General features: G+C 51.8%; 24 protein-coding genes and 1 pseudogene. 16 read left to right on the top strand and 9 right to left on the bottom strand.

The window, feature by feature from the left end; all coding sequences use genetic code 11:
• Positions 1-65: 65 nt before the first annotated feature.
• Positions 66-254 carry a hypothetical protein gene (locus tag ABIE02_RS18560; protein ID WP_032610866.1) on the bottom strand — a complete coding sequence of 63 codons (189 nt, stop codon included), beginning with the start codon at positions 252-254 and terminating at the stop codon, positions 66-68.
• Between the two features lie 370 nt (positions 255-624).
• Between ABIE02_RS18560 and ABIE02_RS18555 the strand changes: the two genes are divergently transcribed.
• From ABIE02_RS18555 to ABIE02_RS18525, 7 genes are all read left to right on the top strand, one after another.
• Entirely contained in the window at positions 625-1,653 is a 1,029-nt protein-coding gene (locus ABIE02_RS18555; protein WP_117386461.1) for an LLM class flavin-dependent oxidoreductase, read from the top strand.
• Positions 1,654-1,826: 173 nt separating this feature from the next.
• Entirely contained in the window at positions 1,827-2,309 is a 483-nt protein-coding gene (locus ABIE02_RS18550) for an Hcp family type VI secretion system effector (RefSeq protein ID WP_336994578.1), read from the top strand.
• Between the two features lie 161 nt (positions 2,310-2,470).
• On the top strand, positions 2,471-2,785 hold the full coding sequence (locus tag ABIE02_RS18545; RefSeq protein ID WP_336994746.1) for a tlde1 domain-containing protein: 315 nt from the start codon (positions 2,471-2,473) through the stop codon (positions 2,783-2,785).
• Between the two features lie 465 nt (positions 2,786-3,250).
• Positions 3,251-4,657 (top strand): cytochrome ubiquinol oxidase subunit I, encoded by a 1,407-nt coding sequence (locus tag ABIE02_RS18540; RefSeq protein WP_336994577.1) that lies wholly within the window; start codon positions 3,251-3,253, stop codon positions 4,655-4,657.
• Complete coding sequence (gene cydB, locus ABIE02_RS18535; protein ID WP_032610875.1) at positions 4,657-5,667, top strand: cytochrome d ubiquinol oxidase subunit II; 1,011 nt, start codon at positions 4,657-4,659, stop codon at positions 5,665-5,667. The genes ABIE02_RS18540 and cydB overlap by 1 nt, the downstream gene beginning before the upstream one ends.
• Positions 5,667-5,795 (top strand): DUF2474 domain-containing protein, encoded by a 129-nt coding sequence (locus ABIE02_RS18530; RefSeq protein WP_032610877.1) that lies wholly within the window; start codon positions 5,667-5,669, stop codon positions 5,793-5,795. Before cydB ends, ABIE02_RS18530 begins: the two co-directional genes overlap by 1 nt.
• 463 nt (positions 5,796-6,258) lie before the next feature.
• The gene (locus tag ABIE02_RS18525) at positions 6,259-6,489 is read left to right on the top strand and encodes a DUF2554 family protein (RefSeq protein WP_032610879.1); all 231 of its coding nucleotides are present in this window, start codon (positions 6,259-6,261) and stop codon (positions 6,487-6,489) included.
• Here the strand turns inward: ABIE02_RS18525 and ABIE02_RS18520 are convergent, their stop codons facing one another.
• Both ABIE02_RS18520 and ABIE02_RS18515 read right to left on the bottom strand, forming a co-directional pair.
• Entirely contained in the window at positions 6,490-8,454 is a 1,965-nt protein-coding gene (locus tag ABIE02_RS18520) for a peptidase U32 family protein (RefSeq protein ID WP_032610880.1), read from the bottom strand.
• 80 nt (positions 8,455-8,534) lie between these two features.
• Positions 8,535-9,062: a helix-turn-helix domain-containing protein gene (locus ABIE02_RS18515; RefSeq protein WP_223610726.1), complete on the bottom strand. Its 528-nt coding sequence runs from the start codon at positions 9,060-9,062 to the stop codon at positions 8,535-8,537.
• 68 nt (positions 9,063-9,130) lie between these two features.
• Here ABIE02_RS18515 and ABIE02_RS18510 point away from each other — a divergent pair, with 68 nt between their 5' ends.
• Positions 9,131-10,318, top strand: a complete 1,188-nt coding sequence (locus ABIE02_RS18510) for a benzoate/H(+) symporter BenE family transporter (protein WP_270735492.1) — start codon at positions 9,131-9,133, stop codon at positions 10,316-10,318.
• Here ABIE02_RS18510 and ABIE02_RS18505 read toward each other — a convergent pair.
• Positions 10,298-11,170, bottom strand: a complete 873-nt coding sequence (locus tag ABIE02_RS18505) for a helix-turn-helix domain-containing protein (RefSeq protein WP_103792296.1) — start codon at positions 11,168-11,170, stop codon at positions 10,298-10,300. The two genes, ABIE02_RS18510 and ABIE02_RS18505, sit on opposite strands and share 21 nt — an antisense overlap.
• A gap of 186 nt (positions 11,171-11,356) precedes the next feature.
• Here ABIE02_RS18505 and ABIE02_RS18500 point away from each other — a divergent pair, with 186 nt between their 5' ends.
• Positions 11,357-12,253 carry a DMT family transporter gene (locus tag ABIE02_RS18500; protein ID WP_059307849.1) on the top strand — a complete coding sequence of 299 codons (897 nt, stop codon included), beginning with the start codon at positions 11,357-11,359 and terminating at the stop codon, positions 12,251-12,253.
• Between the two features lie 37 nt (positions 12,254-12,290).
• On the opposite strand, the gene ABIE02_RS18495 is transcribed toward ABIE02_RS18500, so the two are convergent.
• Positions 12,291-12,968: a DUF3313 domain-containing protein gene (locus ABIE02_RS18495; RefSeq protein WP_155166823.1), complete on the bottom strand. Its 678-nt coding sequence runs from the start codon at positions 12,966-12,968 to the stop codon at positions 12,291-12,293.
• Positions 12,969-13,109: 141 nt separating this feature from the next.
• Positions 13,110-14,702 carry an ABC transporter substrate-binding protein gene (locus ABIE02_RS18490; protein WP_336994576.1) on the bottom strand — a complete coding sequence of 531 codons (1,593 nt, stop codon included), beginning with the start codon at positions 14,700-14,702 and terminating at the stop codon, positions 13,110-13,112.
• Positions 14,703-14,816: 114 nt separating this feature from the next.
• On the opposite strand from ABIE02_RS18490, the gene pepT reads away from it, so the two are divergent.
• The 7 genes from pepT (at position 14,817) to ABIE02_RS18455 (ending at position 19,153) form a co-directional block, all read left to right on the top strand.
• Positions 14,817-16,046 (top strand): peptidase T, encoded by a 1,230-nt coding sequence (pepT, locus tag ABIE02_RS18485; protein ID WP_336994575.1) that lies wholly within the window; start codon positions 14,817-14,819, stop codon positions 16,044-16,046.
• 265 nt (positions 16,047-16,311) lie between these two features.
• Entirely contained in the window at positions 16,312-16,500 is a 189-nt protein-coding gene (locus ABIE02_RS18480) for an Arm DNA-binding domain-containing protein (protein ID WP_130588793.1), read from the top strand.
• 10 nt (positions 16,501-16,510) lie between these two features.
• Positions 16,511-16,708 (top strand): hypothetical protein, encoded by a 198-nt coding sequence (locus ABIE02_RS18475; RefSeq protein WP_336994574.1) that lies wholly within the window; start codon positions 16,511-16,513, stop codon positions 16,706-16,708.
• A gap of 153 nt (positions 16,709-16,861) precedes the next feature.
• A complete protein-coding gene (locus tag ABIE02_RS18470; protein WP_130588792.1) occupies positions 16,862-17,197 on the top strand; it encodes a hypothetical protein in 336 nt (111 codons plus the stop codon).
• Between the two features lie 111 nt (positions 17,198-17,308).
• A complete protein-coding gene (locus ABIE02_RS18465; RefSeq protein ID WP_077228093.1) occupies positions 17,309-17,602 on the top strand; it encodes a hypothetical protein in 294 nt (97 codons plus the stop codon).
• A gap of 161 nt (positions 17,603-17,763) precedes the next feature.
• Positions 17,764-18,474 carry a hypothetical protein gene (locus ABIE02_RS18460; protein ID WP_336994572.1) on the top strand — a complete coding sequence of 237 codons (711 nt, stop codon included), beginning with the start codon at positions 17,764-17,766 and terminating at the stop codon, positions 18,472-18,474.
• 199 nt (positions 18,475-18,673) lie between these two features.
• Entirely contained in the window at positions 18,674-19,153 is a 480-nt protein-coding gene (locus ABIE02_RS18455; RefSeq protein WP_336994571.1) for an Hcp family type VI secretion system effector, read from the top strand.
• Between the two features lie 32 nt (positions 19,154-19,185).
• Here ABIE02_RS18455 and pbp4b read toward each other — a convergent pair.
• From pbp4b to tehA, 3 genes and pseudogenes are all read right to left on the bottom strand, one after another.
• Positions 19,186-20,115 (bottom strand): annotated as a pseudogene (gene pbp4b / locus ABIE02_RS18450) (penicillin binding protein PBP4B); the annotation flags it as partial.
• Between the two features lie 140 nt (positions 20,116-20,255).
• Complete coding sequence (gene tehB, locus ABIE02_RS18445) at positions 20,256-20,852, bottom strand: tellurite resistance methyltransferase TehB (protein ID WP_150871043.1); 597 nt, start codon at positions 20,850-20,852, stop codon at positions 20,256-20,258.
• Positions 20,849-21,853 (bottom strand): dicarboxylate transporter/tellurite-resistance protein TehA, encoded by a 1,005-nt coding sequence (tehA, locus tag ABIE02_RS18440; RefSeq protein ID WP_032610903.1) that lies wholly within the window; start codon positions 21,851-21,853, stop codon positions 20,849-20,851. Before tehA ends, tehB begins: the two co-directional genes overlap by 4 nt.
• Between the last annotated feature and the right edge of the window lie 22 nt (positions 21,854-21,875).

Below are 21,875 nucleotides of genomic sequence, written 5' to 3'. Positions count from 1 at the left end.
CAGGATTAATAAACTGTTATAGATAGAGGTGTGAATTTCAGCAGGCGTGACGGCGCCCGACTGACTTACTTACGAAGCTCAAACGGCACCCGGCGCGCATGGCGTGAGGCGGCTAAATGATCGAGCGTGATCATGGATGATTTGCAGAAAATGCATTTCGCACCGTGCGGATTTTTTTCAGACACGTCAAATGCGGAAGTACGGAACTGCGAACCATGACAGCATGGGCAACGAAAATGAATATTAGAACTCATGTAAATCTCCAGAACGTAAAAACGTTAAATACTAATGGGCCTTTGAAGGCAATAATGGTCTGAGACAAAACTAATCAGAACGTTCAGAGCGTAAAGAAAAAACCCAAGAGAGGCTGCGGAGAGGCACAACGTGATGAGAATGCTTTAAGAAACTGCGACGGATATTTTTTGGATTCAAACCGATAGATCATTAACGCACGGCTTCGTACAGGATGCAAGCGGTTTTCACGTTAATATTCTTTCTATTACGCGACTCTCTGTATTCATTCAAATTTTTTGACAGCTTCTGTGAAATAAACGGCATTTCTTCTCAACCGGTAATCCGTAAAGTAGAGATCATTGTCTTTCTTCGAACCCAGGAATTCCCGCCATGAAAAAGATCGGATTTTTGTCATTTGGTCACTGGACGCCATCGCCGCAGTCCGGGACCCGCACCGCATCCGACGCCCTGCTGCAATCCATCGATCTGGCGGTTGCCGCCGAAGAGCTGGGCGCGGATGGCGCGTACTTCCGCGTACACCATTTTGCCCGCCAGCTGGCCTCCCCCTTCCCGCTGCTGGCCGCGATTGGCGCGAAAACCAGCCGGATTGAGATCGGTACTGGCGTTATTGATATGCGCTATGAAAATCCGCTCTACATGGCAGAAGATGCCGGTTCAGCCGATCTGATCGCCGGGGGACGTCTACAGCTGGGCATCAGCCGCGGCTCCCCTGAGCAGGTGATCGACGGCTGGCGCTACTTTGGTTACGTGCCGGGCGAAGGTGAAAACGAATCTGATATGGCGCGCCGCCATACCGAAGTGCTATTAGAGGCCCTGCGCGGCGAAGGTTTTGCCAAACCCAATCCGCAACCGATGTTCCCTAACCCACCGGGACTATTGCGCGTGGAGCCGCATTCCGAAGGGCTGCGGGACAGGATCTGGTGGGGGGCAGGTTCGAACGCCACCGCGGTATGGGCCGCAAAGCTCGGGATGAACCTGCAAAGCTCCACCCTGAAGGACGATGAAACCGGCGAGCCGTTCCACATCCAGCAGGCGAAACAGATCCGCGCCTACCGCGACGCCTGGGCCGAAGCGGGACATACCCGCACGCCGCGCGTCTCGGTCAGCCGCAGCATTTTTGCCCTGATGGACGACCGCGATCGGATGTATTTCGGCTCCAGCCGTAACGAAAGCGATAGCGTCGGTTACCTGGATGAGAAAACCCGCGCCATTTTCGGACGCAGCTATGCCGCCGAGCCTGACAAGCTGATTGCCCAGCTGAAACAGGACGAAGCGATCGCCGAAGCAGATACCTTGTTACTGACCGTGCCGAACCAGCTGGGCGTGGAGTATAACGTGCATGTGATTGAGTCGATTCTGAAGCACGTTGCGCCGGAGATGGGCTGGCGCGACGCGTAAATAGCGGTCTCGCGTGGGGGGCTACGCGAGACGTTTCGCACCTGAACGAATCAATATCACGTATATAAACGCATTATATATTTGCAATAACTATGGCACGTTATGCCTGGCCTTTGTCAGAGATCCGATGTTAAGACATGCATGTTTTAGCTAACTGACAAAAGGAGTTTGTTATGGCCATTCCGGCGTATCTGTGGTTAAAAGACGATGGTGGAGCGGATATCCGTGGTTCTGTAGATGTTCGCCAACGTGAAGGCAGTATTGAAATATTAGGATTTGGTCACGGTCTTCATTTACCTACTGACAGCAATACGGGCAAAATAACCGGTACACGTGTTCACAGTGCCCTTGTTTTTGAGAAAGAGTTCGACGCTTCAAGCCCTTATCTCTATAAAGCTGTTGCTCACGGTCAAACGCTGAAATCTGCAGAATTTAAATGGTATCGCATCAATGATGCAGGGTTAGAACAGGAGTATTTTAATATGCTCCTTGAAGGTGTGAAAGTCGTTTCCGTTTGTCCTCTTATGCATGACGTGAAAAATCCCTCCACTGAAAAACATAATGATCTCGAGTCTATTGCTTTGCGGTATGAAAAAATCACCTGGAAGCATTGTGATGGGAACATTATATTTTCTGATACATGGAATGACAGATGATCCGTTGCACATTTCATTTGAACGGTGGTCAAATGTCTACCTTAAGTTGTCCTGGAGTGGGCTTCTTTCCAGCCTATTCTGGACATTCAGGCATTAACAGAAATAATCCAGACGCTATAGCTCTTAAAAAGAAAGGTCCTTTGCCTCCCGGGAAATAATACATTGTCACTCGTTCTCGCGGTGGGATGAGATCCCGATGGCACGATATGCTCAAAGAACTGGAAAGCGGTTCAAATCGCGATTTTTGGTTTGCGCTTTACCGGGACGATGGCGCTTTAGACGACTTAACTTTTATTGATAACGTAGAGCGTGGCGCTTTCCGTTTACATCCGGCAGGCACTTCTGGTATCAGTGAAGGATGTATTACGTTGCCAGTCCATTCTCATTATCGAATCCTCCATCATGCATTATTAAGCACCGGTTCTTTACACATTACCGCGGAGCTTAAAGCATTTGGCACTATCCAGATATATTGATGAAACCCAGCACAAGTGTAGTGATTTGGTTGTCGGAGCTAGCTCTTCTGTGTCTTGTTTATTCGTTATTATGCATCACTATGCCCGACATCTATCTCTATGACATTTACACAGATAAGTTTGGTTTTCTGACCGAAGCACAATGGTACGACCGTTACATATTCACTTTATCGGTTTTATCCCTTCTCTTAACCACTTTGTTAATCTGGCTATTCGCCCGATATTTGTATAAAAACAAAACCCAATAACATGACGGGGCCTTTGCCCCTTCTTAATATTTCCTCATAACAGTGCAGGACCGCCAGCGCGATCTCATCCGCTCACGGTTGCTCAGAGATATAACAGTCCAGGGATTTCATCTGATTAAGGCAAACTGTTATACATAAATTCCCCTTTTCTGTCTCTGATACTCAGTTTCCCTTCCCTTTACCATAACAGCCACACCGATTGACCTTGAGGTTGTGCATGTTTGGTTTAGATGCGTTTCATCTGGCGAGGATCCAGTTTGCTTTTACTGTCTCCTTCCACATTATTTTCCCGGCGATCACCATTGGCCTCGCCAGCTATCTGGCCGTGCTGGAGGGGTTATGGCTGAAAAGCAAAAACCCCGTCTGGCGCTCGCTGTACCATTTCTGGTCGAAGATTTTCGCCGTCAACTTTGGCATGGGCGTGGTCTCGGGGCTGGTAATGGCCTACCAGTTCGGCACCAACTGGAGCGGTTTTTCACAGTTTGCCGGCAGCATTACCGGCCCGCTGCTGACCTACGAAGTGTTGACCGCCTTCTTCCTCGAAGCCGGTTTTCTCGGCGTGATGCTGTTCGGCTGGAATAAAGTCGGGCCGGGACTGCACTTCTTTGCCACCTGCATGGTGGCGTTGGGCACCATTATCTCGACCTTCTGGATCCTCGCCTCCAACAGCTGGATGCAGACCCCGCAGGGCTTTGAGATCGTTAATGGCCAGGTGGTGCCGGTGGACTGGTTTGCGGTGGTATTCAATCCCTCCTTCCCGTATCGCCTGCTGCATATGTCCATCGCCGCGTTTCTCAGCAGCGCGCTCTTTGTCGCGGCCTCGGCAGCGTGGCACCTGCTGCGCGGAAATAATACCGCCGCCATTCGTCGTATGTTCTCCATGGCACTGTGGATGACGCTGATCGTGGCCCCTATTCAGGCGATGGTCGGGGATATGCACGGCCTGAACACCCTGAAACATCAACCTGCCAAAATTGCCGCCATCGAAGGCCACTGGGAGAACCCGCACGGCGAGCCGACCCCGCTGCTGCTGTTTGGCTGGCCGGATATGGAGCAGGAGCGCACCCGCTACGGGCTGGAAATCCCGGCGCTCGGCAGCCTGATCCTCACCCACAGTCTTGATAAGCAAGTGCCTGCGCTGAAGGAGTTCCCGAAAGAGGACCGTCCTAACGCCACCATCGTCTTCTGGTCGTTCCGCATTATGGCCGGGCTGGGGATGTTGATGCTGTTGCTGGGCGCCGTTGCCCTGTGGCTGCGCTATAAGCAGCGGCTCTATCACTCCCGGCCATTCCTGTGGTTTGCCCTGCTGATGGGGCCATCGGGCTTGATTGCCATTCTCGCCGGGTGGATCACCACCGAAGTGGGCCGCCAGCCGTGGGTGGTGTACGGGCTGCAAAGAACCAAAGATGCGGTGTCGGCGCATGGCGATCTGCACATGAGCGTCAGCCTGCTGGCCTTTATTGTGGTCTACACCTCGGTGTTTGGCGTCGGTTACAGCTATATGGTGCGCCTGATTAAAAAGGGGCCGCAGGAAGAAGAGTCTTTCCCGACCGAACACGATGGCCGTCCGGCACGCCCGCTCTCGGCAGCAAGCACTGAATTTACTACCAAGGAGACACCATAATGGGTATCGATCTTTCCCTGATCTGGTTTGTAATTATCGTCTTCGCTACCCTGATGTATATCGTGATGGACGGGTTTGATTTGGGCATTGGCATTCTGTTTCCTGCCATCCAGGATGCCGACGACCGGGATGTTATGGTCAACAGCGTCGCCCCAGTGTGGGACGGCAATGAAACCTGGCTGGTGCTGGGGGGCGCGGCGCTGTTTGGTGCCTTTCCGCTGGCCTATGCGGTGATCATCGATGCCCTGACCATTCCCTTGACGTTAATGCTGATCGGCCTGATTTTCCGCGGCGTGGCGTTTGAGTTCCGCTTCAAGGCGGCGCCCGCGCATCGCCCCTTCTGGGATAAGGCCTTTATCGGCGGGTCGGTGCTGGCCACCTTTACTCAGGGCATGGTGGTGGGCGCGGTGATCAACGGCTTTGCGGTCAGCGGCCGCGCCTTCGCCGGTGGCCCGTTCGACTGGTTTACCCCCTTCAACCTGTTCTGCGGCCTGGGGCTGGTGGTGGCCTATGCCTTTTTAGGTGCCACCTGGCTGGTGATGAAAAGTGAAAACCCGTTGCAGGGGCGCATGCGTCAGGTGTCAAAACGTCTGCTGCTGGCCCTGCTGGGCATTATCGCCGTCATCAGCATCTGGACCCCGCTTTCACAACCCGCTATCGCCGGGCGCTGGTTCAGCCTGCCGAACCTGTTCTTCCTGCTGCCGGTTCCGGTGCTGGTGGTCGTGTTGGGCCTGTGGCAGTGGCGCAGCCTGAATAACCCGCACAGCCACCATTTGCCCTTTGTGTTGACCCTCGGGCTAATCTTCCTCGGCTTTAGCGGGCTTGGGATCAGCATCTGGCCGCATATCATTCCGCCATCGATCACCCTGTGGCAGGCTGCCGCGCCAGCACAGAGCCAGGGCTTCATGTTAGTGGGGGCGTTATTCATTATCCCGATCATCCTTGTCTACACTTTCTGGAGCTATTACGTGTTTCGCGGCAAAGTCCAGCCTGGGGAGGGCTATCACTGATGAATCAACCTGTCTGGAAACGTCTGATGTGGATGGTGATTATCTGGGGCGGCAGCGTACTGGCACTGGCGCTGGTGGGGATGTTCTTCCGTGTGCTGATGACCGCAGCGGGGTTCAAGTCGCATTGATAAGGGCAGCAGAATCACAGTATGAGCCGCCTGTTTCCCCTCACCCTAACCCTCTCCCCACAGGGGAGAGGGAACAGTCCGGTGCGCTATTCACCGGCAAATGCTGAGAAAACCTTTTCGCGCCTTTGAAGGGGCTGGTATTAACATCGCTGAGCTATCGGCATGATGTCCCCTCACCCTGGCCCTCTCCTCACAGGGGAGAGGGAACAGTCCGGTACGCTATTCATCGGCAAATGCTGAGAAGACCTTTTCGCGCCTCTGAAGGGGCTGGTATTAACATCGCTGAGCTATCGGCATGATGTCCCCTCACCCTGGCCCTCTCCTCACAGAGGAGAGAAGACAGTCCGCTGCCCCACTCACCGACAAAATCTGACAAAACCTTTTCGTGCCTTTGAAGATCCTAATAATAACCTCACTGAACTATCGGCATGATGTTCCCTCAACGTAACCGGGTGGTGGCAGAATGTTTACAAAAACGTTATCGATGGTGATGCTGACCTGCGCGCTGTTTTCCGGTCAGTTGATGGCGGGACACAAAGGACATGAGTTTTATTGGGTGAAGAACGTGGATCATCAGCTGCGCCATGAGGCGGACAGCGATGAACTGCGCGCCGTGGCGGAAGAGTCAGCAGAAGGTTTGCGCGAACATCATTACTGGCAGAAGTCGCGCAAACCGGATACTCACTTGCGTTAATTAGCTGCTTTTGCGCTTCGGCAGCGTTTTCAGCAGATCGTCAGGGCTGACGGAGGCCACAATGCTGCCCGGCTGTGGCATTTTGAGGATGTGGTTTTTCATCTTGCCGATTACGTGCATTTCGCAGGGACGACAATCAAATTTCAGGGTTAACACCTCATCGCCGTTCACCAGCTGCATCGGCGTGGCCTTCCAGCTCTTGATGCTGCCTTTAGCCTGCTTCGGACAGAGGTTAAAGGCAAAGCGCAGGCAGTGCTTGGTGATCATCACCGGTACGTCGCCCTTCTCTTCGTGTGCTTCATAAGCAGCATCGATCAGCTCAACGCCATAGCGCTGATAAAACGCCCTCGCCTTGTGGTTGTAGACGTTCGCCAGGAACGAGAGATGCGTATCCGGGTAGACCGGCGGCGGTACAGAGACGGCTTTGCGGCTGCCGCGCGGGTAATTTGCCAGACGGGCTTCGTCGAGCATGTCGGCGGTTTCACGACGGAACTGGTTCAACAGACTGTTCGGCACAAACAGCGCGCCAGGTAGGTTGACCTGAATATCCCGGGCGTAATAGATGGTCTGGCCCAGTTTGGCGATGCCGTCCTTGAGGTTGTTGAGCGCTTTTTCGGCGTTGTTCGCCACCTCAAATTGCCCGTCCAGAGTGTGAGTCACGCTGGTGCCATCTTCACTGGTCATGGTGAGGATCAGCTGCTCTTCCCAACCACCCAGCTCGATATCCACCGCGATACGACGCTCGCTGGAGGTTTTCAGCAGCGCCTGCTGCCAGTTATGGTCGAGGTTGCGGTTCAGCGCGGCATGCGGACGCGCTTTATACAGGTCAGCAGGCATTTCGTTCGGCCAGACGCGATAACGGTTTTCAGCGGTTTTCTCTACCGTATTGGCGCGGAATCCCACCACTTCACGTTTGATCATCACATTCAGGCCATCGCCATTGGCCAGCGGTTCGGTCACTTCAACATCGAGGTAATCTTTCGCCACCTTCAGCACCTCGCCCACCGGCAGGCCGATAAATTTCGGTGAATCGAACGCGCCAATGTCGTCTTTACGCGCATTCACGAAGTAGTCAGTGCTGCCGCGATGGAAAGTCTTGTCGGTGGAGGGAATAAAGAAGTGCTCGGTGCGGCCGGCAGAGCTGCGCGCCAGACCGCCGCGATCCTCAATGATGGCATCGAGCATCTGACGGTAATGGGCGGTGATGTTCTTCACGTAGCTCATGTCTTTGTAACGTCCTTCAATTTTGAAGGATTGCACGCCCGCGTCGATCAGTGCCCCCAGGTTGGCCGTCTGGTCGTTGTCTTTCATCGACAGAAGGTGTTTTTCGAAAGCGACCACGCGCCCCTGATCGTCTTTCAGCGTATACGGCAGACGGCAGGCCTGTGAGCAGTCGCCGCGGTTGGCACTGCGCCCGGTCTGAGCATGGGAGATATTGCACTGGCCGGAATAGGCCACGCACAGGGCACCGTGGATAAAGAATTCGATGGTGGCATCGGTGGCCTGCCGAATGTCGCGGATCTGGTTGAGATTCAGCTCGCGCGCCAGCACGATCTGGGTGAAACCGGCATCCGAGAGGAACTTCGCTTTCTCCACGCTGCGGATATCGCACTGGGTACTGGCGTGCAGCTCAATCGGTGGGATATCCATCTCAAGCACACCCATATCCTGCACGATCAGCGCATCGACGCCGGTCTGATACAGGTCAGTGATCAGACGCTGCGCAGGCTCCAGTTCATCATCATGAAGAATGGTGTTCAGGGTCACAAACACCTTCGCCCCGAAACGGTGGGCGAATGGCACCAGTTCAGCGATATCGCGCAGGCTGTTGCTGGCATTATGGCGGGCGCCAAAACCAGGTCCGCCGATATAGACCGCGTCGGCACCATGAAGGATCGCTTCACGGGCAATGGCGGCGTCACGAGCCGGGCTTAAGAGTTCAAGATGATGGGATGGCAGGCGCATACTTCGTCGTTATCCGTTATGGTCAAAATGGCGGCTATTGTAGTCAGAAGTATGGGCTAACGGAACTGTTTTGCGCGCCTTTAGCGGGGATAATGGATAAGCGAGTGAAAGTGCACCGGCTGGCCGCTGCTGTTGCGGTAGGCGTGGGGTTTATCCCCGGCAAAACGCAGGCCGGTATCAGGGAAAAGCGTCTGCCAGGTACCGTCGATCTGCATCTCCAGTTCGCCGCTGATCACCACCACATGCTCAATCACGCCGGTTTCGTGTGGCGTGGATTCACTGAGTGCGCCCGGTGCGAGGGTAATCGAAAAGTGGTCGTACTTAAGTGCCTCATCCCAGGGGAACAGGGGTTTAACCACCATCGCCTGCTGCTGCGGGTCAAAAAGCGGCGGGTTCTCGGCATCAGGGGTGATAAAGGTGGAGAATGGCACGTTTAGCCCGGTGGCGATTTTCCACAGCGTCGACACTGTCGGGCTGGATTCATTACGTTCCACCTGGCCGAGCATCGCTTTCGATACCCCGGTCTCTTCTGCCAGCTTCGACAAACTCCAGCCGCGTGCCTGACGCAGCGTTTTCAGTGTGATGGCAAGATGTTGTGTGATGTCCATGGACCCTCCCGTTGCCGCGAGTGTACCACTTGTATGCTATAGCGCACAGTGATACATTTTTGGCTGTTATAACGCACAACGGAGTTCCCATGCGTCTCTCCACGATCGCTTTTCCCACTCTGCTTTCAGGTTTCGTTGCCGTACTGGTGGGCTATGCCAGCTCCGCTGCCATCATCTGGCAGGCCGCGTCGGCGGCAGGTGCGACGGCACCACAGATTGCAGGCTGGATGACCTCGCTCGGGATCGGCATGGGGATCAGCACCCTGGCGCTGTCCTGGTGGTATAAAGCGCCGGTACTTACCGCCTGGTCAACGCCCGGCGCTGCCCTGCTGGCCACCAGCTTACAGGGGGTCACGTTGTCCGAAACCATCGGCATCTTTATCTTTGCCAATGCCCTGATTCTGATCTGCGGCGTGAGTGGCCTGTTTGCCCGGCTGATGAAGATCATTCCCCATTCGCTGGCGGCGGCGATGCTTGCGGGCGTTCTGTTACGCTTCGGCCTGCAGGCGTTTAGCAATCTGGAGGGGCATCTGCTGCTGTGCGGAAGTATGCTACTGGCATGGCTGTTGACCAAAGCCTTCGCGCCGCGGTATGCCATCGTTGCAACCCTGCTGGTGGGCGGTGCGGTGGCAGCACTAAAAGGTGACGTTGTCACGGAAAAGTTAACGCTCGCCGTAGTGATGCCGGAATTTATCGCCCCGACCTTCACGCTCACGACGCTGGTGAGTATCGGTCTGCCCTTCTTCCTGGTCACCATGGCCTCGCAGAATGCTCCGGGGTTCGCCACCCTTAAAGCCTCCGGTTATCCGGTGGCCGTCTCGCCGCTGATTGTCTTCACCGGCGGGCTGGCGCTGCTGTTATCGCCGTTTGGGGTCTATTCCATCTGCATCGCGGCAATCACGGCAGCCATCTGTCAAAGCCCGGATGCGCACCCGGATGCCAGTAAACGCTGGCTGGCTGCAGCGGCGGCAGGCGTTTTTTATCTGTTGGCAGGTATTTTCGGCGGCTCCATCAGCGGGTTGATGGCGGCCCTGCCGTTAAGCTGGATCCAGACCTTAGCAGGGCTGGCGTTACTGGGCACCATCGGTGGCAGCCTGCATCAGGCGCTGCACAATGAGGCCGAACGCGATGCTGCGATTGTGACGTTTTTGCTTACCGCCAGCGGGGCTACGCTTGCCGGGATCGGTTCGGCGTTCTGGGGATTAGTGGCGGGCGGGGTCTGCTACGCCCTGCTGTCACGCACCCGACGCGCGTAGCTGAGACGGCGTCAGCCCGGTGGCGGCGCGAAAGCGGTTACTGAAATGGCTGGCGGAGCTGAATCCGCAGGCCAGGGCGATTTCGGTCAACGGCTTGCCGGTATGCCGCACCAGACTTTTAGCCCTCTCCATCCGGCGCTGCATCACGTACTGATGCGGAGCCATCTGCATCGACTGACGGAACATGCGGGCAAAATGAAACTCGCTCAGGCTTGCCTGCGCCGCCAGATCCGCCAGCGTTAACGGCTGGGCCAGATTCTCCTCAATAAACCCCAGCACGTTACGCAGCACGAACGGCGACAGGCCGCCCGTTACCGTTGGCAGCGTCCACTGCACGTTGCTGTAATGCTGCACCAGATGAGTCAGAAGCAGCGTCGAAGCGGTGCTCAGCGTCAGCTGGTTGGCCGACTGCTGCCAGTCGCAGCCGAGGATAAAATGGCGGTACAGGGCGGTAATGCTGGCATCGTCACCAAACAGGTTTTCGTCCAGGGTAAAGCTGTACGGGCTTTTGTCCCAGATCTGCTCGCCGACGTGACGCAGGTGCGCATCGGTACAGTAGAGGTGGATAAACGACAGGTCGTCGCGGATATCCCAGGTTGACTCGCTCTCCTTAGGCATCAGGCAGAAACGGTCCGGGCCGCCGCCGTTTTTCCAGCCCGCTGAGGTTTTGTGATAGCTCTCATAGCCGTCGGCAATGTAGAGGCTCAGGGTATGGTGATCGCAATATTGCGTAATGGTGTCGCGTTTATTTGACCAGGCCGCCAGCTGGATCCCCGAATTCAGCGCCACGGCATTGTGCAGCACCGCTTTATGTTTGCGCAGATTTTCAAAGGCACCGTACATCTCAGCCATAACGACTCACACCCTGATGAATAAGAATTAATAAGTCTAAAAAGATCTGCCATTCAGTACCAGCCCTGTCGCCTCTCCGCCGGGAAAAAAGCGCAAGAATATGCAAGTCCACCGCAAGTCTGTGAAAGAAAGCCACTCTTCCTGACGCCATACTACCCCCAGACTTTGCTGATAAGAGAAAAAACGATGAATGCATTACTGTATGCGCTGGTGGTGGTGATCTGGGGAACCACCTGGATTGCCATCTTCCTCCAACAGGGGCCGGTGCCTGCGCCGGTCTCGATTTTCTGGCGCTTTGCCGTCGCCACCGCCGCCATCATGACGGTGCTGCTGATCCTGCGCCGCCTGCGCCCGTTGGCCTTTCGCGACCATCTGTTTTGCATCCTGCAAGGCTGCTGTGTCTTCTGCTTTAACTTTTGGTGCTTCTATACCGCGGCGGCCCATATCAACACCGGCCTCGAATCGGTAATTTTTTCGATGGCGGTACTGTATAACGCCCTGAACAGCTTCCTCTTCTTTGGCCAGCGTCCTCCCGCGCGCTTTTATCTGGCGGCGGCGCTGGGGCTGCTCGGTATTATTACCCTGTTCTGGAACGACCTGTTAGCCAGCGGCTGGAGCACCAGTCTGCTGTTCGGCATTGCCCTCTCGGCTCTGGGTACTTACGGCTTCTCGCTGGGGAATATGATCAGCCTGCGCCACCAGCGTAACGGGCTGGAAACCATGACCACCAATGCCTGGGCAATGCTCTACGGCACCCTGGTGATGGGGGCAATTGCGCTGATCCGCGGAGATGACTTTACGCCGGTCTGGTCGGTGAGCTACATGGGCGCCCTGCTCTATCTGGCACTGTTTGGCTCGGTGATTGCCTTTGGTGCTTACTTCACGCTGGTCGGGCGTATCGGCGCGGGCAAAGCGGCGTATAGCACCCTGCTGTTCCCGCTGGTGGCGCTCTCATTCTCGACGGTGTACGAGGGGTACGTGTGGCACAGTAATGGAATTGCGGGGCTGCTGCTGATATTAACCGGGAATCTGGTGATGTTCGCCCGCCCGGAAAACTGGTTTAGACGGCTGCGCACGGCATAAAAAAAACCGGCCTGTGGAATACAGGCCGGTCCCGATATTATTTTGCTGCGGTTTTATGAACATCAAACATGGTGGCATCGGCCGCCATATCATCAACAACTTGTTTCAGAGTAGCGAAGGTCATTGGCGTAGTTTCGTTACTCAGCTCTTTACCTTCACCCTTACGTACCACTTTAATGACTGGCTTATTGGTCTTAGCGTCGATCAGCTCGCCTTCAAAGAAGAGGTGGGTATCCATGGTTCGGTGCCCGGTTGCCATCTGCGTACCCGCCACGACCAGCGCAACAGGAACCACTTCATAGAATTGCAGGCCTTCTTTCTGCGAACTCACACCGGTGATCGCGCCACGGAAAATCAGGCTGCGTTGTCCAGGCGTTGTCACAATCGGCTTACGCTGGCCGATAGCGGTTTTCATTTTGGTGTTGGTGTAGTTTAACAATTCATCCAGAGTGCGTTGACCAATCTGGGTAGTTGGCTTTGGCTCGGGATAATAGGTGATATTGTTCCAGATAATGCTGTCGTAGTTTGCTTCGTTATAAGACGGGTCGACCCAACGCAGCGTGGGTTTCCCTGATGCAGACGTCGTTTCTTGTAGCCCGGAGTAGTCTTTTAAAAAGCCTGAATATTGATCAGGCGCAGCCACTTTTGACGCGCAGCCCGCGAGAAGCAACAGACCGGAAAGCGCGGCAACTTTAAATAAAGTATTAGTACGCATGATGGGTGTTTCCATGTGAAGTGCAAATATGCAATTGAAGTTATAGCAAAAGTTAGCTGAAAAAAAAGTGACTAAAAATGATGAAATTGTCGCAAAGAGAAAAAAAAATTGCCCGCCAAAATGGCGGGCAGAATCAAACGCTTATTTTATATCCACCTGCCAGAATAAGTGTTTACCGAAGGGATCTATTTCGTAACCCGTTACCTCTTTACGCACCGGCTCGAATATTGTGGAGTGCGCGATCATCACCGCAGGCATTTGATCGTGCATCATTTGCTGTGCCTGCTGATATAACGCCACGCGTTTATCGTGATCGGTAATAGATTTAGCTTCAGCAATAATTTTGTCGAATGGTTGATAACACCATTTCGCGGAATTCGATCCCCCATTGGCCGACGTACAGGTAAAGAGCGGGCCAAAGAAGTTATCCGGGTCGCCCGTTGCCGTCGTCCAGCCCATCAGCGCCGCCTGATGCTCACCGCCCTTCACCCGTTTAAGGTATTCCCCCCACTCGTAGGTGACGACTTTGGTCTTCACGCCAATTTTTGCCCAATCGGCCTGGATCATTTCGGCCATCCGTTTGGCATTGGGGTTATAGGGCCGCTGCACCGGCATGGCCCACAGGTCGATGGTCATCCCGTTGGCAAATCCGGCCTCTTTCAGCAAGGCTTTGGCTTTATCAGGATCGTAATCGTAGTCCTTCAGGTGGCTGTCTGCGCTCCAGACACCCGGCGGCAGCAGGTTTTTGGCGGCGGTACCGGTGCCCTGGAAGACGGCATCAATAATAGCCGGTTTGTTAATCGCCATCGCCAGCGCCTGGCGCACTTTGACATTATCCAGCGGCGCTTTTTGCGTATTAAACGCCAGGAAACCGGTATTCAGCCCCGCTTTGCTCATCAGGTTGATGTCTTTGTTTTCCTTCATCCGCGGCAGATCGGCGGGGTTTGGGAACGGCATCACCTGGCACTCGTTTTTCTCCAGCTTGGCGAGACGCACCGAGGCATCCGGGACGATGGTGAACACCAGCCGATCCAGCTTCGCTTTGCCCTGCCAGTATTCAGGGAAGGCGGTATAGAGGATCCGCGAGTCCTTCTGGTACTTCGCCAGTTTGAACGGCCCGGTGCCGATCGGCTCCATATCGACCTTCTCCGGGGTACCGGCTTTCAGCATCGCGTCGGCATATTCTGCTGACAGAATCGAGGCGAAATACCAGCCCAGGTCGGCAACGAACGGCGCTTCCGGGTGAGCCAGGGTGAAGCGCACCGTATGGTCGTCCACTTTATCAATAGCCGTGATCAACTTGCCGAACTCGAGGCTCTCAAAATTGGAGTAGTTACCGTTTGAGACGTTGTGATACGGATGGTTGGCGTCTTTCTGGCGCAAAAACGAGAAGATCACATCGTCGGCGTTAAAGTCTCGTGTTGGCGTGAAGAGTTTGTTGCTCTGGAACTTGACCCCCTTGCGCAGATGGAAGGTATAGACCTTACCATCCTTGCTGACGTCCCAGCTTTCGGCCAGGCTCGGCACCAGGTCGGTCGTGCCCGGGGTAAAATCCACCAGCCGGTTATAAATCGGTACGGCGCTGGCATCCACGCTGGTGCCCGAGGTATAGAGTTGCGGGTTAAAGTTCTCCGGCGATCCTTCCGAACAATAGACCAGCGTTTTCGCGGCAACGGTGGAACTGACCGTCAGCGCGGCTACGGTCAGAGCCAACGTTGTGAGGTTGCTTTTCATCGCGTTTTCCTGTCTTTTAATTTGACGGCTAATGAATTTTTGTCGTGCCAAACCATAAATAACATTAAAGTGATTTTGCAAACACCTGATAACTCAAATAAAGAAGGATCCACCATGGCTTCAGCACTCGCCAGACAATTAACCCAACGCTTCTTCCGCTACCTGGCCATCACCAGCCAGAGCGATCAGAAGGTGAAAACCTTGCCCTCCACACCCGGCCAACACGAGATGGCCCGGGCGCTGGCCATGGAGCTGCAAACGCTGGGTCTGGACGATATTGTGATCGACGAATTTGCCACCGTCACTGCGGTCAAAAAGGGGAATGTCCCCGGTGCGCCGAGGATCGGTTTTATCACCCATATCGATACCGTCGACGTCGGATTGTCACCGGATATTTATCCGCAAATCCTCACCTTTACGGGAGATGATCTCTGCCTGAACGCCGAAAAAGATATCTGGCTGCGGGTCAGCGAGCACCCGGAAATTCTGGCCTACCCTGGCGAAGAGATCATCTTCAGCGACGGCACCAGCGTGCTGGGGGCCGATAACAAATCGGCGGTGACCGTGGTGATGACGCTGCTTGAGAACCTCACCGCAGAGCATCAGCATGGCGATATCGTGGTGGCGTTTGTGCCGGACGAAGAGATCGGTCTGTGTGGCGCGAAGGCCCTGGATCTGGCCCGTTTTGACGTCGATTTTGCCTGGACCATCGACTGCTGCGAGCTAGGGGAGATTGTTTACGAGAACTTCAACGCGGCGGCGGCGGAAATTCGCTTTACCGGCGTGACGGCGCACCCGATGTCCGCCAAAGGGGTTCTGGTAAACCCGCTGCTGATGGCGACCGACTACATCAGCCACTTTGATCGCCTGCAAACCCCGGAGCATACCGAAGGCCGCGAAGGTTACATCTGGTTTAACGGCATCCAGGCCGGGCAAAACGAGGCGGTGCTAAAGGCCAATATTCGTGATTTCGATCGCGACAGCTTTGCCGCCCGGAAAGCACAAATTGGCGAGGTCGCGGAGAAGATCGCCGCCCAGCACCCTACGGCGAAGGTAAGCTGGCATATCGAAGATACCTACAGCAACATCAGCAACGCTGTGGGAGAAGATCGTCGCGCTATCGACCTGATGTTCGAGGCGATGGAAAGTTTAGGCATCACGCCAAAACCGACCCCGATGCGCGGCGGCACCGACGGCGCGGCACTCTCGGCGAAAGGGCTGTTGACCCCGAACTTCTTCACTGGCGCTCATAACTTCCACTCGAAGTTTGAGTTTTTACCGCTGAAATCGTTCGAGGCTTCGTACAATACGGCGCTGCAGCTCTGTTTGCTGGCGGCCCGTTAAGTCGGATGGCGGCTTCGCCTTGTTCGGTGCGGCCTGGTGCGGCCTGGTGCCCTCAACCCACCCCTCTCCCACAGGGGGGAATATCAAAACAATTGAACAAAGACCGGGGTAATTTAAGTAATAAGTTGTTGGGTTCATTTTGTTTTTAGCCCTTGCATGAGTTAGTTTTGCTCATTACGCGATAGTTTAAGAAACAGTTTTTTGAACTAGTTTTTGAACTTGAACTGCGAATAAGTATGCACTCATTATGCAAAGGAAATGAATAATGAAAATCAACTTTACTACGAAAGCAATTGAGAATTTGTCCCCTAAAGCTGCCGCTTACATAGCTTATCATGCAAGCGGCGAACGAGGCACAGGACGGGTCGGGGTGCGCGTCTATCCATCTGGACGTAAAACATTCGTCTATCGCCATTATGTAGGGGAAAACTACAAAATTTCAGACGCCAGGTGAATACCCGGTAATGTCTATCAGTAGCGCACTTGAGAAGTTCGAAAGCCTTTCTTCATGTTCGGATGTGATCAAAGTTACTAAAACAAGCGGTACGCTTGCAGAACTGTTTGAGGGTCACAAAACCGATTTTAATGCTTCTGGTAAACGCACATACCACCATTATAAAACTCTGCGCTCAACAATCGCAGCAAGCGGTCTGCTGCCGTAAACAACAATTGCGAAAAAAATCACTTCAAATGATGTAAGGTCAGTACTCAATTACGTTTATCAACACACACAAAAGCGAGCCTGGGTTAACCAGATCCGTTCATATATGCATACTCTTTTCGCATTCGGCGTTAAGTGCGACAAGTCACCGCTGATGGATAAGCCTGATATTGTGTTTGATATTCCGTTTAAGCCTGTCTCTGCATTACCAGTACTCATGGTTAGCGAGGAAGAACAATATATTGGTGAACGTTTCCTGAGTTTCGATGAACTGGCCCTGCTACTCAGAACAACTAACGAACATTTCTTTAATGCTGACGTTGCTGTACTTATTCAGCTAATCTTTTTTTGTGGCGGTCAGCGTCCTTATGAGATTATGGCCCTACCAAAGAAATACTATGATAAGAAAAACTGTATCCTTTCTGTGCCACCATCAATATCAAAAACAAAAAAATGGTATCACTTTATTCTTTGCGAAACAGCAAAATAATTAATAGACCTGATGATTTCACGATATCCAAACCATGAGTATTTGTTCCCTAACCGGAATTATGAGGAAAAACTATCCAAATGGGAAAAAAAGTAGCTACTGGTAAGCTGGATGAAGATTCCGTTGCCCCTAGAAAATTTATGCATAGCAATTTACTTTCGAATAATATTAAGCGCTTTTGTGAGAAAAAGGGTGCTAATTCATTTATTCCAAGATTTTCGCCGCACCTTTAAAACACTGGGCGGACAATTGAAAATAACAAAAGAAATTCGTGACAGAATTCAGCACCATGCTTTACATGACGTGTCATCTGTCCACTATGACAGATATGATTATAACGAGGAAAAGCTGGAAGCATTTTTGAAATGGGAAAATAAGCTGAAAGAAATAATGGACAACAATTAATTATATATAACATTCACCAGCTTTATTGTTTAAAGCCACCTATCTATCTAGTTAATATTAAGGTGGCTTTTTTTAAATATTTCCAGGAATTGAGAGCGCGATCACTTTGAACAAAGCAAAACGTATAAGATGATCAACGCATCCAATTACAGGAAAATATTATGTATTACAGTGAAGATATTATTAAAAAAATTGGGACCGATAAAGAATTAGCCGTGAGATTAGGTAAGGCTATGGCTGGTGTAAAAGATGGGTTTATCGATTATCTAAATAATCTAGGTGATGGTGCAACAAGAGCGCTTTATTACACTTCATACTTTACAGAAAATTATAAAGATGTTTGTAAACAGCTTAAAAATGAGGATAAACGCTTTCTACTGGGTTTGTATGAACTTGTTGAGCATAGAGATATAATTTTTAGGATGATATTAATTTATGTTCAAATAATGCTAATGAATAAAGATGAAGATGAAAAAACTACTATTCTTAGAAAAGTTGTGCCGCCTACGTCACACTATTCAATTATGCAAGCTTCAAGGTTTGCACTAGTCTATTCTGTTGTTAAATATATTTGCTACGGCAGTAAAATCAATGGAGTTATACAAAGTGCAATGATGAAAAAAATTGGAGGTCTGTCATCAGGGGGGCTGATAGCATTAAGCTCATACGGTACGGTTCAACATGCTGCTGATAGTGCAAACAATTTAAAATATTTTCTACCACAGTTCTATGACGCTCTTTACGCGCAAAACCTTGAAATGATGTACTTTATAATAGAGCCATTAGTATTAGACGTTGGTTATTTAAATATAAGTACAGCATCGAATGCTGAAATAATTGATGCATTAAAACGAATGGCTGGCTATGAGTAAGATATTAAAGCAAATATTTAGGCTTATCTTTGATGATTTAGCGCTTCAATTAAAAACATACTTAACAATTTTAGTTATAATTTTATTATCATATATACCTGTAAAGTATATTGATAACACAGCCATTACAATTTGTGTAGTCGGGATTATAATTATTATTGTACTATATTTATCATTTTTTTATGAGAGAAAAAAGTAAATGACTATCCCAGCACATCTTTGGCTTACAGATGAAAATAATTCACCTTTAATCGGTGAATGTTTAATGCCTACACGATTGGGCTCCACAGAACTTAAATCTTTCAATCATTCTGTTTGGATTCCTACAGATCATAACACTGGAAAACTTACAGGAACACGCCTGCATGTTCCGATTAAATTTGAAAAAGAAATAGACCGTCTCACCCCCTATTTATTTAGGGGGGTATGTAAAGGCAGGATATTTAAAGAAGCTATAATAAAAATGTATAGAATTAATGAGGCAGGAATAGAGGTAGAATATTTTAATATAAAACTGGAAAATGTGAAAATAACAAGAATATCTCCGGTTTTATTTCCTTTAGGATTTGCAGGTAGACATATGGAGGAAGTTGAAATTCGTTATGAATCTATCGAATGGAAATATTGTGATGGGAACATAATGTTTAAAGATACCTGGAATGAAAGAGTAGTAGCATAAAAAAAGGGACTCTTACGAGTCCCTTAACTATTTTACTTCAATGCCCCGTATATCGATCAACAATCCAGCCGTATTTCGCTGCGGGTAATAGTGCACTGATAAACACATTTGGATTGGTTCTCGGGTCAACTATAGGGGAATGCGGCCTGTTGCCAAGAATAAAGATAGCCATGTGACTAACAGGATCGATAGCCGTCAGCGTTCCTTTCCATCCAGTGTGTCCATGAGTCTCTTTACTGGCTAATACCCCGAATGTAGGAGTCATTGAAGCGTTGCCGTTCACACGCCAACCCAGGCCGAATGTAGCATCCTCTGCTGAACTTTCAGTAAACCCCTTGATGGTCTGCTTATCGAACAGCTTAACCTTCCCATAACCGCCCCCATTGAGCATAACCTGCATCAGTACAGCCATATCACTGGTGTTAGAAAACAGCCCTGCGTGACCAGACACCCTTCCCATCGAATACCAGGCCTTTCATCATGAACTTGCCCCCAAATCGTAGTTGTACGAATGTTAGGGAAACTGATCACACCGTCATGCGTATTACCGTTCAGTTATGTCGCTGCGATCTGCTGTTGTTTGAACCCTTTAACCAAAGGATTAAAGACCGTATGTTTAAGACCAAGTGGTTCATAAATATTATTTTTTTCACATATTTATCAAGCACCATCCCAGTGACTGACTCAATGATAAATCCAAGGATCATATAATCAACATCACTTTAAATGTGTGTGGTACCAGGCTGATATGCAAGTGGGGTTTTCTTGATCATTTCCAGCGTGGTTGTTTTATCCTGAGAGAATAATCCACCAGCTACTTTTTCATTTGGATATTGTGGATCGGCAGGGAAACCAGCTACGTGATGCAGAATGTCACTGATTCTTAGAGAATCTTTACCTTTTATTGAATCGTGAGAGGAATCTTTTAAAGCCGGTATATACTTTGAAACCAAATCATTTTGGTTGTTTTGTTTATTGAACTTAAACTTGAACTTTAAAAAACCGACCGTTACATGTGGCGTGTAACATAATGATTTTAAAGATTTTATTTTGAAAAAATCTAAAACCCCCTCTCTCTCACAGAGAGAGGGAGCAAGCAGGGTTAAGCCGGTTTCCGCGCCAGCAGCGTAGCAAAACGCAGTTTAATGCGGTTGCCCTGGGCGTCGGTGCGGTGTAACTCACCGACGTCCTCGTTGTATTTCAGCTGTTCCCAGCCCGCGTAGTAACCGCTCAGTTCCCCGGTTTTAAATGCAAACGGGAAGCCGACGTTGCAGGGATAATCTTCCGTATCCATCGCCGCGACAATCAGGTTGTAGCCGCCCGGTTTGGTGCAGCGCTGCATGTTGTCGATCAGGCCAGGAATGGTCTCTGCCTGCAGGAACATCAGCACCACCGTGGACAGGATAAAATCGTATTCGCCGTCAAAGCGCAGGGTGTTGAGATCCTGAATCGCCGTTTGAAGGTTGGTGATCCCCTCTTTGGCCTTGATACTCTCAATGTTACCGATGCTGTTGGCATTTTTATCCCAGGCGGTGACATCAAAGCCATTCGCCGCCAGATAGAGGCTGTTGCGCCCGTTGCCGCAGCCGAGATCCAGGGTTTTGCCCGGTTTAACAATTCCTGCGCTGTACACCACTTCGGAGTGGGTGCGGGTCATGCCATATTTTTCGGTAAAGTAGTTCTCATCAAACACAGTCATTCTCTTTCCTCAGCTTGCATAAGCGTTGCTTTATCTGCACGGACCAACAGTTTTCCCTGCATCAACAGGATAAACGTGCGCACCAGTAATAGTGCAATGATGGCATTGGTAAAAATAAACAGCGGGATGGCGATGGCGTGGAAAAAACCGGACGGGCTGCTCTGCCCCAGATGCAGACCGGTGGTGGCCAGCGCCGAGACGCCGAACGAAAAGCTCCAGAACGAGGCATTAAACGGCTGCGACAGATACCAGGGCATCAGGCGCAGGGTAAAGAGCAGTTGCAGCAGGCCGTAGCCGAACAGCATTTTGGCGAAGGTGTCAGCCTGGCCGCCATTGACGCTCAACCATGCGCTACAGGCCACCAGCGCGGGAGCGAGCTGAATCCCAAGGGAGGTGCGCATAGCCGCAGGCAGTTCTCCCGCGCTGCGCAGGCGCTGCAAAATCACCGGCTCCAGGCTCAGCCAGGAGAACACGCCCGCGCCGAGAAACACCAGCCCGGCATCGTGAAACCCGAGCGCGCCGCAGGCCATGGCACTAATAAAGTTATTCGCTACCGTCGGCAGATAAAGGCCCGGCGTGGTTGCCTCCTCGGGGTGCTTGCCGCGCCACAGTCCGGCAGACTGCCATGCCGCATAGCCCAGTTGCACCACCACACCGACGCTAAACAGAACCAGCGCCAGCGGGCGATACCAGGGCACGAAGCCAATCGCCACCAGCATCGTGGTGGCGGGAAACAGGCTGACAAAACTGCTCATCACCGGATGGCGCATCTCCGCCAGCACGCTGCGCGGAAAGCGCACCGCGCGGGTAATAAAGGCGAAGGTCAGTAATCCCCAGATCACCATTGCCAGCGTCACCAGGATCTCACCCGGCCAGCGGGTCACCGGCCAGATCGTGCTGGCGTAACGCCAGGCAAAGCCCATACCAATGGTCCCCAGGACCATGCCGTAGTAGCCTGCGGGCAAATTAAGAACGCGTTCGGTGGATGGCGTTTTGTACATATATTTTAATCTATAAATTATA

Source organism: Leclercia sp. 1548, from assembly GCF_050435045.1.
GTDB classification, from domain to species: Bacteria; Pseudomonadota; Gammaproteobacteria; order Enterobacterales; family Enterobacteriaceae; genus Enterobacter; species Enterobacter adecarboxylatus.
Note: the sequence above shows the minus strand (reverse complement) of the source record. Positions and strands in the feature narration are given on the sequence as shown.